The organism is Methylophaga sp., assembly GCF_030651745.1.
Window position 1 is genome coordinate 74,247 of record NZ_JAUSCC010000079.1, and the last position, 13,736, is coordinate 87,982.

Genomic DNA, 13,736 nt, shown 5'->3' on the forward strand with positions numbered 1-13,736 from the left:
TGTTGTGAATACATGTGGGTTAACCATCAATTTCAGATGGCATATCTTCACGAATTTTTTTTAATTCACTTTGATATCTACGTTCAAGTTGGTTATGAATGGGGATGGCGATAAGTGCCGCCATCATGCCTGCCATTGTTGGAATGGTTGCAGCACTCACGCCATCAGCCATGGTTCTAGGATTACTGGTTCCAGTGATGGCAAGTACATCAAACACTTGAATCATCCCGGTTACCGTCCCTAACAACCCCAACATCGGTAATAAGGCGATCATGCCCTGAATTAATTTCAGGTTTTTTGACAACTCACAGTCCAACTCTGAAATTAATTGCTTACGCTTGCTTTCGCCAAACCACGTGGTTTTAAAAGAAACTTCTCGCCATAACTCCAATGCTTCAAGTCGTCTTGCCGGATAGGTTTTTGTAAAAAACATAAACCTGTCCAACATCGCCCACCACAGTGCAATCATCAATATAAAAATGAAGTAGAGAACACCGCCGCCTGCATCCAAAAAATCCTGAAAAGGGGTCATTAGGTCAGTAATCATGACTTAGCCTTTCTTCGCTTTTTCCAATTTTTCAGCTTGCGTTGCGACCATTCCCGCAGCTTGCTCGCCTAATATTTTGGTTAAGGCTGTTGCTCTAGTGGTTAATAAGCTATGCGCTAATAACAATGGAATCGAAGCAACCAAACCTAATACTGTCGTGACCAGGGCTTGAGAAATACCTCCTGCCATTAACTTGGGATCACCAGTACCGAATAATGTAATGGCCTGGAAAGTACCGATCATGCCGGTAACCGTACCCAATAACCCCATCAATGGAGCAATTGCTGCCAGTACTTTGATTGTTTGAATACCAGAGCGTAAATCTGATGCATCTTTAAAGATAACCTCATCCAGTTTTCGCGAGATAACATCAGCACTTAACGTCTGGTTTTCATAGAAGGCGTTCAATACGCGACCCAGTGGGTTGTCGACATTGAATTGATCCATGTTTTTCTGTTGCTTCTTGATTCGTGAACTCACCCGAGCCATCGCTAAGAATCGGTAAAGAGCAATGAATAACCCAATTGCGCCTACTGCAATAATGGCGTAACCCACTTCTTTACCTTGCTCAACACGCTCCATAAGGTTAGGTGATTGCACCAGCAAACCTAAAAGCACGCCGCGTGAAGGGTCGAGTGACACACCGACAACCTCACCACTTGTTGATGAACTCAGGTTTGCGGCAGAGCTTCTGACAGACCCGCCAGGCTGGCGAGAAAACTCAATTAATTTGCCGTCTTCAGGTTCATAACGCAGGTAGGTGCCACCGGTAATCATGTTAAAACTACCTACGCGGACGACCTCACCGGTATATTGCTCACCGTTTGGTTTGATAATGTCAGATTCGAATTTGGCCACTTCACTTGATCCGACGATTTCATCTAACATCACTCCCCACAGTGACTCTATCTGATCTATCGTTGGGACTTCTTTGCTCTCAGCTAATGTAGAAACAATCTCTAATCGCTCAGGCTTTTGGGCAGTAATAAGTGAATCGTAAATCATCGACTGAGTGTCTGAAGTCACTTGGCGAAACACACCAAACAACTCGCCCAAATCACCGGTACGTCGCTCTAACTGATTCTGCAATTCACCCAATGAGGCTTCATTGGTATCAAACTCTGTCCTGACGGCATCCCGTTGACTCTCTTTCGCAGCAACCTCTGCTTTAATCTGCTCCAATAAAGCCGCTTGTTCTCTAAAATCACTTACGAACCGTTGTTCACGCTCTTTGTTGTGTGCAGACTCTTTGGTAGAAGTCGCTTTGACTTCACTGACTAACTCTTTTAATGTCAGGCTTCCTTCAGCATGAGTAGGGGCTGAAACCATCAGTAATGATGAAAATAATAATGTCAATGCTGACTTGGTCATTAATTGTTTCATTCTATTTTTCTCCTGGCGCATCAACAGCTAACTTAAGCATTTCGGGTGGTGCTTGCTTTCTAGCTATTCGCAACCCATCTAAAACAGAACGTCTATAGTCCGAACCTAATGTTTCCCAAGCTTGTTTGTTTGCATTCCACCGTCCGGTCGTGTTGCCATCCAGGGTTTGGTAATACAATCCAACCCGACCAAAACGCAACATGTCTACCGTGAGCGGTTCGCCACCAATCAACAATTCACTCTGGTAGGCTTCAATGGTCCGTCCATAGTCAGTCTCAATGACATAGGCTTCCATAATGCGGCGGAATTTTTCCCCAACACTGATATCCGCACGGTCAATTAATCCTTTTAGATTCTCAACCCGTGCTTGACGCTCTTTTAACAGGAAAGGCACATCCGCTGAAATCACCTGCTCTAATGTGGAAATCATCTTGAGCATTAAAGGCAGAACACCTAGTTCGATATTATCGATCTCACCGATTTGCTTGGTGAGTGATTCCATTTCATTTCGCTGTGACTCAACCAGTCTGGCCAACTGTTGGTTGTATACGTCCAGGCTAACAGCTCGTTGCAGTTCATTACGGTACTCCTGCACCGCACTGACTGTTTTTTGACTGACTTCATCAATTTTCTTTTGGCTTGTTGCCCCGCTGGAATCCATTTCTTTCTGAATAGCTAAAGGCTCGTCAATACTATTAGCAGCATAGGCGGAAGCACCACCCAACATAAGCATTAGCACAAGAATGTTCGGAATTTTCATTACGCTAGGTCTCTTCATGTGAATAAAAAATACTGGTTCGTGATCATTACGATAATTAGATGGAAATAAATTATCGGTTAACAAACACTATGCACATCCGATGCCAAATACCTGTCCAAATAGTCAAGTTAATCGTAAATCGTTGAAAATTCAATTGAAAGAAAATAATAATTTTTTTTTGGAAACTTACAGGAGATTTGCTATGCACCAGAATAAAGCCAAACCAAAGCAAAAAACTTATTGCCGCACCAAAATGAAGTTAAATTATTTTATGAAATACAAAGACTAAGGAATTTTATCCCGAACAGAAGCGGCTCCTTTCCCGAGGAAAATCCTGTTGCTAAATCTTATTGAGAAAATCAGCCTGACAAAGATGTATTATCATGCGCCGTATCGCCTACGGCAGAGTTGAAGTACTTTAAAAAAATTCCTGTCTGTTTCGTCATTTTTTCTTTAGCTACTCTGGGGCCTGTTAATATTGAACCGGGTTAGCAAAGCAGGGATGCGGATGCGGATGCATTAAAGTTAAGCTGATCGATCTATTCCATATATATACATACCTCATATACACGGCTAGTTTTTGCAAGACAGCAATATCTAATGGCAAACCAGTTACTGTTGTAAAAAAAACACAGATCTGTCGCAAAATGACCTGATTCACATTTTTTTGTTGTAAAAGTGTTGCAATGAGCTCTCAGATGTGGAAAATACACACTTAACCGAGCACGTCTCTGGTTACGAGAGAAACTTAAAGTAATCTGTTAACAAAATATAAGGTGAACAGACATGAAAAAAACTACACTAGCTTCATTAGTCGGCGCAGCAGCCTTTGCAGCAGCCGGCGCAGCTAACGCGACAATCGTTGTTGGCGGCGAAAACGGATATGAATTCAGCGTTGACGGTAACATCAACCAATTCTATATCTACACTGATCAAAACAGTAACGGCGGCGGTCAAGACAACTCTCAAGTTGCAAATGGCCTGTTACCTACTTTCCTGGGCTTCAATGTTAAAGCTCCAGAAATCAACGGCCTGACTGTTGGCGCACGTGTTTCTATCTCTCCATCTACTAACAACGGCAGCTACCTGCAAAATGGTAATGCTATGGAGCAACGTGAAGCGTTTGCAACAGTTGATGGTGGTTTCGGTCAAATCCTGATGGGTAAAGCGTTAGGCCTGTACTCTGCTAACAACATCCTGTTAGACCAAACTTTGTTTGGTGTGGGTGCGACTGGTTTCACAGCTGGTGTAAACGATTTGTCACCTACTGGTAGTCAAAACACTGGCGCGACTTCTCTAGGTCGTATCGGTTACGGTTATGAATACGCTTACTGGCGTTCACAAATCCGTTGGACATCTGTTGATATGAATGGCTTCCAGTTTGCTGCGGCTATCGTTGATAACGACACATCTTTCATGCCAGCTACAGTCACTGAAAAAGATCCACGTTATGAAGCATCTTTGAGCTATGCAACTGCATTTGACGGTGGTTCAACTAAATTGTGGTTAGATGGTATGACTTCAAGTGTTGAAATTGCTGGCAGTAACGAGCGTTCAAATGCATTCACTCTGGGTGGTCAATTAGTATTAGGTGGCTTTGAAGCCGTTGCTGCTTACTATGACAGCAAAGGCCAAGGCGTTGCTGGTTTAGGTGGTTTAGGTGCTTACACAGCCGACAACAATGCTCGCCGTGGTGATGGTTACTATGCACAGTTAGGTTACCGTTTCGGTGGTCAAACATTTGTTGCTGGTTCATACGGTGAATCTACTTTGAAACGTGACAGTCTCAACACTAGTGTCGGTACTTTCGCAGACTTCGATGAAAACAGCATGTGGACACTGGGTGTTTACCATGATGTAACAGCTAACCTGAAACTGGTTGCTGAATACTCAAAAATGGAAACTGAATACCATTTACGTGATGGCAAAGACAAAGTTGATGTTATCGCTGTCGGTGGTTTCATTAGCTGGTAATAAGTTTAATGCTGAATCGCAAGATTTAGTCTAAAACTGTTAAAAAGCCTCAACCTTCGGGTTGGGGCTTTTTTTTGGTTGCTACCTCATCACTCATCCTGAAATAAGTTGAGATATTAAAGACTTATTTATGGACATGTCCCGCAGACACAACGAAATTACAGGTTGGCGTTTGTCCACCAAAGTACTGATCTAAGATTTAGGTTGAGCATTCACAATCTCCCCCGTTTTTAGCCTGCTCTGCTCAATTAACGAACTCCACTGTTGCCCACTTTTGGGGCTTTTCCGTCAATTGAAATGCTTTTTTAGTGCATATCTACATTTTTTTATCGCCCTTCAGAACCTTCTGCTAGTCCCAATGATGATTGTATTCAAGATAGTCAACATCAAGACCCCGTTTCGTAACTCAGGCTATATCGTCATTTACTGCCATTCAATAGCGTAAATTGCCTCCAGCGAATCTCGTGCTTTGCTTTTTCCCCAGTCATGGCATACATACTGCTTACCCAGTATTACCATATTTATAAATCGTAATAATGATGAGGTGTCCCAAATGAAAAAAAGCGTTTTTATTTCACTTATTGCTGGTTTATTACTCGCAGGCAGTGCCAATGCACAACCTTTAAAAATTGGCTACAGCGACTGGCCAGGATGGGTAGCGTGGGAAATTGCGATTGAAAAAAACATGTTTAAGCAGGTCGGTGTTGATGTTCAATTTGAATGGTTTGACTATGTCGCCAGTATGGATGCTTTTGCTGCTGGTCAGTTAGATGCTGTGACTATGACAAATGGTGATGCATTGGTCACCGGAGCGACTGGTGCTCAAAATGTGATGATTCTGATTAATGACTATAGCAATGGCAATGACATGATCGTTGGCGCTCCAGGCATTAATTCCATTAGTGATTTGAAAGGTAAAAAAGTTGGGGTTGAATTGGGTTTTGTCGTTCATTTGCTATTAATGAATGGCCTGGAAAAAGCGGGAATGACAGAAAGTGATGTCAATCTGGTGAATGTCCCCACCAATGAAACCCCGCAAGTCTTAGCATCTCGTCAGGTTGATGCTATCGGTGCATGGCAGCCTAACTCAGGACAAGCTTTGCAATTAGTACCGGATTCAAAACCAATCTATACCAGTGCTGATGAACCAGGTCTTATCTATGACGTCCTGGCGGTATCGCCTTCTAGTCTGGCGGCGCATAGAGATGAATGGAAAAAAGTAATTGATGCATGGTATATGGCGGTTGACTACTTGAACGATCCAGAAACGCGTGATGATGCTATCAGCATTATGGCGGCCAGAGTAGGTATTGAGCCAGCAGAGTATGAAGCCTTTATTGATGGCACCAAAATCCTGACCAAACAAGAAGCCCAGGCTTTCATGAAAAAAGCAGATGGATTTGGCTCTTTATATGGTTCAACAGCCATCGCAGACAAGTTTAATGTCGACAATAACGTCTATGCCGAAAAACAACCGGTTGATAACTATATCGATCCATCACTTCTGTTAGACGAGTAAATCTGTAATCAGGTACCGCTGTTCATCGGTACCTGATTTCTCTCAAGGGTATTTTTTTGGTCGCTAGCTGGCAGCAGATCGTTTTGTCTGGAAATAGCAAAGGTACTGACTATGTCACTTTTTTCAGTAAACAAACCGCTTAACCCAAGTAGTCGTAAAGCGGTGACTATCTGTAGTTTTATCTTGCCAATATTACTGTGGTGCGTTGTTAGTTATGTACCTTTTATCTGGCATCCTATGGTGGAAATCACCCAGCCAGGATCGGTGAGTTATTTCCGTGAAAACATGCTGGTTGATAAAACGCTGTTTAAAACAGAATCAATCAATGCAGCAGAAAAAGGTACTGAACTTCCTGCAGGCATTCCAGCTAATCCTGTTTATCTCCCAGCACCACATGAGGTAGTAAAAGCGTTTTACGCTTCGTTTACTACGCCGCCAAAGAGAAGCAGCGAACTCTGGTTGCACGAAAGTCTGTGGAGCAGCCTCCAAGTTATCTTTTATGGCTTTTTACTTTCATCCATTATCGGTATTCCACTTGGGATTCTCGCCGGAACATATGACTTTTTTTCCCGTTTATTTGAACCCTTTATTGAGTTTTTCCGGTATTTACCGGCTCCGGCTTTCGGTGCCTTGGCTGTCGCCATACTGGGGATTTACCAGGCTCCCAAAATAGCCATTATTTTTATTGGTACGTTTTTTCAGCAAGTTTTAATCGTGGCAAACACCACCAGAAAACTCGATCCCGCGTTGCTTGAAGCAGGGCAAACGTTAGGTGCCGGTAATCGTTCGATGCTGTTTCGAATTGTTTTACCCGGCATTCTTCCTGATCTGTATCGCGATACCCGAATTCTGCTGGGCTGGGCTTGGACATACTTAATTGTGGCGGAACTAATTGGCACCAGCTCGGGGATCACGTGGTTTATCACCCAGCAAGCCCGTTATAAAAATTTCGACAATGTGTTTGCCGCCATCATCATTATCGGCATTTTAGGTTTGACCATTGATCTGTTATTGGCCTGGCTGGGCAGACGTTTTTTTCCATGGCAAAACACAAATTAGGAGCACGATGTGAGCGACTTAATATTACCCGACTATCGCGTGCAGACAGAAGCCGTTCGTGATCGTTTTGCCCGCATTAAAAAACGTCCTGTCACCATGGAAGTGAAAGGGTTAAGCAAATATTTCAACAGCAAACACGGCACGATAACAGCATTAAAAGACATCAACCTGACAATACATAAGCGTGAATTTGTTTGTGTAATTGGCCCATCAGGCTGTGGTAAATCAACCTTGATTCGAATCCTGGCGGGTCTGGAGCAAGCTTCCGAAGGTGAAGTCAAACTGGATGGAAAACCAGTTGATAAACCCGGACCAGAACGCGGCATGGTATTCCAAGGCTATACCTTATTTCCCTGGCTCTCGGTCAAACAAAACATCATGTTTGGTTTACGCGAGTCCGGCTATAACAAAGGAAGCGCTGAAGCAGAAGCTCGGCAGTGGATTGAATTAATTGGCTTATCCCGGTTTGAGAACAGTTATCCACATCAATTATCTGGCGGAATGAAACAACGGGTTGCCATTGCCAGGGCTCTGGCGAACAAACCCAAAGTCTTGTTGATGGACGAGCCTTTTGGCGCACTGGATGCGCAAACTCGCAGCAAAATGCAATCGCACTTGATGGAAATTTGGAAAAACATCGATGTCACCGTGTTTTTTATTACCCATGATTTGGATGAAGCAATTTATCTGGCTGATCGGATTCTGGTACTGAAATCCAACCCTGGCGAAGTACAGGAAATTATCGAAGTCCCCGTTCCCCAGCCTCGTCATCCAGATCATTTTTTAACAGCAGAGTTTTTAGCCACCAAAAGGCATTTAGAACACCTTATCCATCCGGCAAATCAGGACGATGACGAAGATCAACTGAATATCATTCGGATGGTGCCAGTGAATGATGAAGTTGGGAGTGTTTTTTAAATGTATGAATTGAATCAAATGACTTGGGAAGAAGTTGCCGATGCTGTCAAAAATGGCATCGACACAGCTCTGCTTCCTGTTGGGGCAACAGAACAACACGGCCCGCATATGGGCTGTGGTATGGATTCAGCAATCGCAGACACCTTATGCCGTGAAGTGGCAAAAAATACACCTGTTTTTTTATTACCCACCCAGCCCTATGGCTGTTCAATCGGGCATTCAAAAAGATGGCCTGGAACCATGGCGCTCAACCCCAAAACGCTGATTGATGTCATTTCTGATATCGGTGACTGGGTAGCATCATCAGGAATTAAACGGCTGCTATTGATTAATGGCCATGTCACCAATGCTGCTCCTCTTCGTTGTGCTTTGGAAATGCTACGAGCTCGTCATGACGACCTGATGATCGGACTAATAAACACCGCACAAATCTCTGCCCGTGTAAAAAAAGCTCATCACGATGATGCTGAAGACTGGCATGCCAATCAGGCCGAAACAGCCTTAATGATGGCGTTACATCCCGAACTCGTGCGTGAAGATAAATTAGCTGACGCCGACGATCCGGATCGTACTGACGGCTGTGTTTTCAGCCACCCGGTTAATCGTACAAGCCTGAATGGCGTAACAGGAAAACCTTCTGCTGCAACCAAAGCCGATGGTGAAATGCTTTTCACCTGGATGTGTGAAGACTTAACGCATTTGGTGATGAAAGCGATTAATGAACATCCACCGCTGAAACACAGCTATCACCAGTCTCTCGTATAAAACCATTAACAAAGAAAGGTAAAACCATGATTAACATCAAATCAGATGACGAAATCAAAAAAATTCAACAAGATCTGAAAAGCAAAGGGGTGAAATATTGCATGGGTACCTATGTCGATATTCACGGTGTCCCCAAAGGCAAAGTCGTTCCACTCTCACATTTACATCATATGGCTCACGGTTCAGAACTATATACAGGATATGCCGTTGATGGTTTAGGCCAACAACCAAATGACGATGAAATAGCCTCCGTTCCTGACCTGGACCATATTATTCAAATGCCCTGGCAGCCCGAAATAGCTTGGATGCCAGCAGATAATACCTTGTATAAACAACCTTATATGCTTAATACCCGGGTTTTGCTCAAATCCGTTTTAGAGCAGGCAAAAGCCTTGGGTTATGGTATGAACCTTGGCATTGAAGCCGAGGTTTACCTTGTTAAGAAAAATGCCGATGGCACGCTATCGGTTCCCGACCCGGATGATAAGTTGAAAAAACCCTGTTATGACACTCGAGCATTTTTAAGTAATTTCACCTGGTTGGACAAAATGGCAACCAGTATTGATGATCTCGGCTGGGGGCTCTATTCATTTGACCATGAAGATGCCAATGGCCAGTTTGAATTCGACTTTAATTATGCTGATGCGGTAACGAGCTGTGACCGTTTCACCTTTTTGAAAATGATGGCAAAAGAATATGCTAAACAAGAAGACTTGTTAGCGACCTTTATGCCTAAACCATTTTCCAACAAAACCGGTACTGGGGCTCACTTTAATATGTCGTTATATGATTTGGAGACCGGCACTAACTTATTTCAATGTAAACCTGAAGAGGATGAGCATGGTTTAGGGCTTACTAAATTGGGATACCAGTTCATTGCCGGTATTCTCAAACATGGTCCTGCTTTATGTGCCGTGTTTGCACCAACGGTAAACTCATACAAACGTCTGGTTCGTCAGGGCGATATGCCTTATTTCACCTGGGCCCCAGTTTTTAACTCTTTTGGTTCAAACAACCGAACCAACTCTGTTCGAGTGCCTATGGGCGGTGGTCGTTGTGAATCTCGAAACGCCGATGGTGCTGTTAATCCATATCTGGCTGCAGCATTAGCTTTGGCCGCCGGGCTGGAAGGTATAAAAGAAGGTCTGGATCCGGGCAAACCTCAAGAAGGTAACTTATACGAATTAAGCGAAGTTGAACGCGAAAAATTAGGTATTCAGTTTTTACCAAGAACGTTGGATGAAGCCATTCAGGCCTTCGCAGCCGATCCTTTTGTCGAACAAGTATTGGGAAGTGAGTTACGAAACGAATTTATTCGTTACAAACAAGCTGAGTGGAATGAATATCATACCGTGGTAAGTGCATGGGAAATCGAACGCTATAGTCACTTGTTTTAGGCTCAATTCACATCACCCCAGTCAGAAAACTGGGGTGATGGTTTTCTCCAAGCAGCGTATCAACTAAAATAAATCAGCCTTCAAAATTGATACCAAGGCTCCAGGAGTAATGATGAGTAAGGAAAAAGTCTGTCGTATTAGCATTTCGATGCCAGAAACCCTCTTGGAAGAGCTGGACGAAATGGTCGGCAAACGCGGCTTTGACAGTCGGTCTCAGGCAATCTGCGACATGATTAATTTACAGATCAATGAACACCGGGCCCAACAAGGTGACACGGTAATGACTGGTACCGTTAATCTGGTTTATAACCATTCCATTCCAGGCCTGCAAAAGCGGCTTCATGATCTTCAATTCGAATATATTGATGAAGTCATCAGTAGTCTTAATGTCAATTTGACACATACCAATACTTTATCGGTCATTCTGGTGCAGGGCCCAGCCAATCGATTAAATATGATTGCCGATCAAATGATTACTCTTCGTGGTGTCGTCTGTGGTCGTTTATTACTTAACGCTGAAATTATTCCGCCTATTCATCCATTGCCTCCCAAACAAAAATAGAGGTCATGCAATATCGCGTATTGAGACAGCTTTTTTCTCTAAGGCATTCTTATCGTTACCCTGCCAGTTGACCTGTCGATACTGATTCAGTAATTTGGTTCTCAATAACAAAATAACTGGCGATACAATGACTGATACCCACATCCTGCCCCATTTAATCCAAGCAATTCAAACTGAACTTATCAACAACGAAGAAGAAATTTCTGCTCTGGATAGAGCAATAGGTGACGGTGATCATCTCACCAATCTTTTACGAGGATTAGATGCGGTTGCTAAACTCAACAATGAGTTGATTCAGCTTGATTGGTCTGCAGCACTAATGAAAATTGGCATGACGCTAATGTCAACCATGGGTGGTGCCTCTGGTTCATTACTTGGCTCCATGTTTGTCAGCATGGGTAAAACAGCCAAAGATCATCAATTGGATCTTGCCGGTGTCACCGCTATCTATACGGCTGGTGTTGAATCCATAAAAGCCAGGGGAAAATCTGACATCGGTGAAAAAACCATGCTCGATACCCTGATTCCAGTAATGAACAGTTTACAAACCGCCGTTTTAGCGTCGCAAGACAAATCCGTCGTATTAGAAAACCTCAAAACCACGGCAATTGAAGGAATGCAGTCAACCAAAGAAATGCTAGCAACCAAGGGACGTGCCTCATTTTTAGGTGAACGCGCCCTAGGGCACATTGATGCCGGTGCCCGCACTAGTCAATTAATTTTATGTGTTATCGCCGATGAACTGAGTAAAAGTTAACTTCCCCAACGAAGTGCTGCGCTATGCACGGGTGCATCCCATAATTTCAGCATCTCGTCATCCAGCAAGGTTAAAGTAACAGAGCAGCCTGCCATATCCAGAGAAGTTGTGAAGTTACCGACCAACGAGCGTTTGATTTCTACACCTTTGCCTTGCCAAAATTTAGCAGCTAAATCGTAGACCAGATAAAGCTCCATTAAAGGCGTAGCACCAAAACCATTTACATGCAGCAAAACCTGTTGACCTGGTTGCGGATCCAATTCTTTATCAATGGCAGCAGTAACATGCTGGACCAACTCTTCGGCTGAAGCCATGGTCATCGGTTCACGGCCTCTTTCACCGTGAATACCTACCCCCATTTCGATCTCATCATCACCGATTTCAAATGTCGGACGGCCAGCGGCGGGTACTGTGCAACTGCTTAATGCAAATCCCATAGAGGCCGTATTTTTGGCCACCCGGTCGCCTAATGCTTTACATTCAGTTAACTTTTTACCTTGCTCGGCCGCGGCTCCCACCATTTTTTCAACAATCAGCGTACCGGCAACACCTCGGCGGCCCGTGCTATGGGTTTCAGGTAATGACACATCATCTTTAACAAGTACGGTTTCATGCTCACATTCGAGCATTTCAGCAGCAATCTCAAAGTTCATGACATCACCAGCATAATTTTTGACGATAAATAAAACCCCTGCACCGTTTTCCACTGACTCTGCTGCAGCCAGCATTTGATCTGGCGTTGGTGAGGTAAAAATCTGTCCAGGACAAGCGGCATCCAACATACCTTTGCCAACAAACCCGCTATGAAGCGGTTCATGTCCTGCACCTCCACCTGAGATCAAGGCGACTTTCGGTTTTTCCGATATCGCCAAACGACGAATAAAAGTAGGGTGTTGATGCAGGGAAACAATATCCTGATGCGCTTTGGCAAAACCATGGAGACTTTCATCAAGTAAATTATCAACGTGATTAATTATTTTTTTCATTCTCTCACTCCCTTTTTCAGAGCTGTTTTAATAATGTGGTGATTTCCTGAATATCCTGGAAAATCCAATCGGGTCGATAGTCAATTTCTGCCAGATCAGCCTCTGACGACACACCTGTTAATACCATCATACTGCGCATACCGGCATTAACCGCGCCCAGAATATCGGTATCCAGCCTGTCGCCTATAGCAATAGTATTGTGTTTATCAGTACCTAGAACTTCAAAAGCCTGTTGATACAAAATAGGCTCGGGCTTGCCGATCACAATTGGCTCTACACCAGTTGCTGCGGTAAGCGCCGCTAATACACCTCCATTTCCCATCACCTCACCAAGCTCTGTCGGTAAGGTAGTGTCCGCATTGGTTGCATAAAATTCAGCTCCCGCACGAATATTCAATGTTGCGGTGGCTAACTTATCCCAACTCAGTTTTCTGTCCAGTCCTGAAACCACCAGATCTGCCCAGATGTTATCGTCATTGGCCTGAGGATCGATCGGATAATAAGTTGATGTTATTTCAAACCCCTGCTGCTGAAGCGGCTCGATAAGACCAGACTCCCCGATAACAAAAACGCGTCGTTTAGCTGCCGGTAATGTATCTTTAAGATATCGCGCAGTTGCCATGCTGGATGTCAGAATCTCCTTAGCGTCAACCGCTACGCCCATATCGGCGAGTTTCCTAATGTATTGTTGCTGCGTGAGGCTGGCATTATTTGTCGCAAGAATAAATGGAATATTGACCGTGCGCAGAATCGAAAAAAATTCTGTCAGTCCTGGCAGCGGTTTATTACCGTGCCACAACACACCATCCATATCGATGATGAAGCCACCCAGGTTATTGATTGTCAGCATGATTACCCGTTTATTAAATAATTTTAAGTTACGTGAGTGTGGCAGAAGACTCGCACATAACAAAATAGGCTGTCCAGTAATGAATGAACGCGAAAATCGTTAAAAAACCGGAAAAATTGACAGAAATGAACATAGTGCTTTATAGTCTGCGAGCGTATTTTCAACGTAAAACTACAAATTAAATCAATTATTAGGAGCATGTCAGCATGGCAAAAGCACTTATCCAAATGGCTCTGGATTCTCTGGACTTCGATCAAAC

13 protein-coding genes are annotated in these 13,736 nt (G+C 43.7%); 8 read left to right on the forward strand and 5 right to left on the reverse strand.

Annotated elements, in window-relative coordinates; genetic code table 11:
* Nucleotides 1–19: 19 nt before the first annotated feature.
* From Q7V21_RS09770 to Q7V21_RS09780, 3 genes are read right to left on the reverse strand one after another with little or no spacing between them, the layout of a single operon-like run.
* Nucleotides 20–547 (reverse strand): MotA/TolQ/ExbB proton channel family protein, encoded by a 528-nt coding sequence (locus Q7V21_RS09770; protein ID WP_304917119.1) that lies wholly within the window; start codon nucleotides 545–547, stop codon nucleotides 20–22.
* Between the two features lie 3 nt (nucleotides 548–550).
* Entirely contained in the window at nucleotides 551–1,930 is a 1,380-nt protein-coding gene (locus Q7V21_RS09775; protein ID WP_304917120.1) for a MotA/TolQ/ExbB proton channel family protein, read from the reverse strand.
* A 1-nt stretch (nucleotide 1,931) separates the two neighbouring features.
* Entirely contained in the window at nucleotides 1,932–2,690 is a 759-nt protein-coding gene (locus Q7V21_RS09780; protein ID WP_304917121.1) for a DUF3450 domain-containing protein, read from the reverse strand.
* A 786-nt stretch (nucleotides 2,691–3,476) separates the two neighbouring features.
* On the opposite strand from Q7V21_RS09780, the gene Q7V21_RS09785 reads away from it, so the two are divergent.
* The 8 genes from Q7V21_RS09785 to dhaL all read left to right on the forward strand — a co-directional run bounded on the left by Q7V21_RS09785 (nucleotide 3,477) and on the right by dhaL (nucleotide 11,641).
* The gene (locus Q7V21_RS09785; protein ID WP_304917122.1) at nucleotides 3,477–4,664 is read left to right on the forward strand and encodes a porin; all 1,188 of its coding nucleotides are present in this window, start codon (nucleotides 3,477–3,479) and stop codon (nucleotides 4,662–4,664) included.
* 553 nt (nucleotides 4,665–5,217) lie between these two features.
* Nucleotides 5,218–6,183 carry an ABC transporter substrate-binding protein gene (locus Q7V21_RS09790; RefSeq protein WP_304917123.1) on the forward strand — a complete coding sequence of 322 codons (966 nt, stop codon included), beginning with the start codon at nucleotides 5,218–5,220 and terminating at the stop codon, nucleotides 6,181–6,183.
* 111 nt (nucleotides 6,184–6,294) lie between these two features.
* Nucleotides 6,295–7,242 carry an ABC transporter permease gene (locus Q7V21_RS09795; protein WP_304917124.1) on the forward strand — a complete coding sequence of 316 codons (948 nt, stop codon included), beginning with the start codon at nucleotides 6,295–6,297 and terminating at the stop codon, nucleotides 7,240–7,242.
* A 9-nt stretch (nucleotides 7,243–7,251) separates the two neighbouring features.
* On the forward strand, nucleotides 7,252–8,160 hold the full coding sequence (locus tag Q7V21_RS09800) for an ABC transporter ATP-binding protein (RefSeq protein ID WP_304917125.1): 909 nt from the start codon (nucleotides 7,252–7,254) through the stop codon (nucleotides 8,158–8,160).
* Nucleotides 8,161–8,925 (forward strand): creatininase family protein, encoded by a 765-nt coding sequence (locus Q7V21_RS09805; RefSeq protein ID WP_304917126.1) that lies wholly within the window; start codon nucleotides 8,161–8,163, stop codon nucleotides 8,923–8,925. It begins immediately after the preceding gene.
* Between the two features lie 26 nt (nucleotides 8,926–8,951).
* Nucleotides 8,952–10,322 (forward strand): type III glutamate--ammonia ligase, encoded by a 1,371-nt coding sequence (gene glnT, locus Q7V21_RS09810; RefSeq protein ID WP_304917127.1) that lies wholly within the window; start codon nucleotides 8,952–8,954, stop codon nucleotides 10,320–10,322.
* 112 nt (nucleotides 10,323–10,434) lie between these two features.
* Entirely contained in the window at nucleotides 10,435–10,884 is a 450-nt protein-coding gene (gene nikR, locus Q7V21_RS09815; RefSeq protein WP_304917131.1) for a nickel-responsive transcriptional regulator NikR, read from the forward strand.
* 127 nt (nucleotides 10,885–11,011) lie between these two features.
* Nucleotides 11,012–11,641: a dihydroxyacetone kinase subunit DhaL gene (gene dhaL / locus Q7V21_RS09820; protein ID WP_304917128.1), complete on the forward strand. Its 630-nt coding sequence runs from the start codon at nucleotides 11,012–11,014 to the stop codon at nucleotides 11,639–11,641.
* Here dhaL and dhaK read toward each other — a convergent pair.
* On the reverse strand, nucleotides 11,638–12,627 hold the full coding sequence (gene dhaK / locus Q7V21_RS09825; RefSeq protein WP_304917129.1) for a dihydroxyacetone kinase subunit DhaK: 990 nt from the start codon (nucleotides 12,625–12,627) through the stop codon (nucleotides 11,638–11,640). The two genes, dhaL and dhaK, sit on opposite strands and share 4 nt — an antisense overlap.
* 16 nt (nucleotides 12,628–12,643) lie before the next feature.
* The gene (locus Q7V21_RS09830; protein WP_304917130.1) at nucleotides 12,644–13,477 is read right to left on the reverse strand and encodes an HAD-IIA family hydrolase; all 834 of its coding nucleotides are present in this window, start codon (nucleotides 13,475–13,477) and stop codon (nucleotides 12,644–12,646) included.
* Between the last annotated feature and the right edge of the window lie 259 nt (nucleotides 13,478–13,736).

Coding starts and splice junctions, on each gene's coding strand:
- Q7V21_RS09775 (WP_304917120.1), bottom strand. CDS start 1,930: ATGAAACAATTAATGACCAAGTCAGCATTGACATTATTATTTTCATCA.
- Q7V21_RS09780 (WP_304917121.1), bottom strand. CDS start 2,690: ATGAAAATTCCGAACATTCTTGTGCTAATGCTTATGTTGGGTGGTGCT.
- Q7V21_RS09830 (WP_304917130.1), bottom strand. CDS start 13,477: ATGCTGACAATCAATAACCTGGGTGGCTTCATCATCGATATGGATGGT.
- Q7V21_RS09790 (WP_304917123.1), top strand. CDS start 5,218: ATGAAAAAAAGCGTTTTTATTTCACTTATTGCTGGTTTATTACTCGCA.
- glnT (WP_304917127.1), top strand. CDS start 8,952: ATGATTAACATCAAATCAGATGACGAAATCAAAAAAATTCAACAAGAT.
- dhaL (WP_304917128.1), top strand. CDS start 11,012: ATGACTGATACCCACATCCTGCCCCATTTAATCCAAGCAATTCAAACT.
- Q7V21_RS09785 (WP_304917122.1), top strand. CDS start 3,477: ATGAAAAAAACTACACTAGCTTCATTAGTCGGCGCAGCAGCCTTTGCA.
- Q7V21_RS09795 (WP_304917124.1), top strand. CDS start 6,295: ATGTCACTTTTTTCAGTAAACAAACCGCTTAACCCAAGTAGTCGTAAA.
- Q7V21_RS09770 (WP_304917119.1), bottom strand. CDS start 547: ATGATTACTGACCTAATGACCCCTTTTCAGGATTTTTTGGATGCAGGC.
- Q7V21_RS09805 (WP_304917126.1), top strand. CDS start 8,161: ATGTATGAATTGAATCAAATGACTTGGGAAGAAGTTGCCGATGCTGTC.
- dhaK (WP_304917129.1), bottom strand. CDS start 12,627: ATGAAAAAAATAATTAATCACGTTGATAATTTACTTGATGAAAGTCTC.
- nikR (WP_304917131.1), top strand. CDS start 10,435: ATGAGTAAGGAAAAAGTCTGTCGTATTAGCATTTCGATGCCAGAAACC.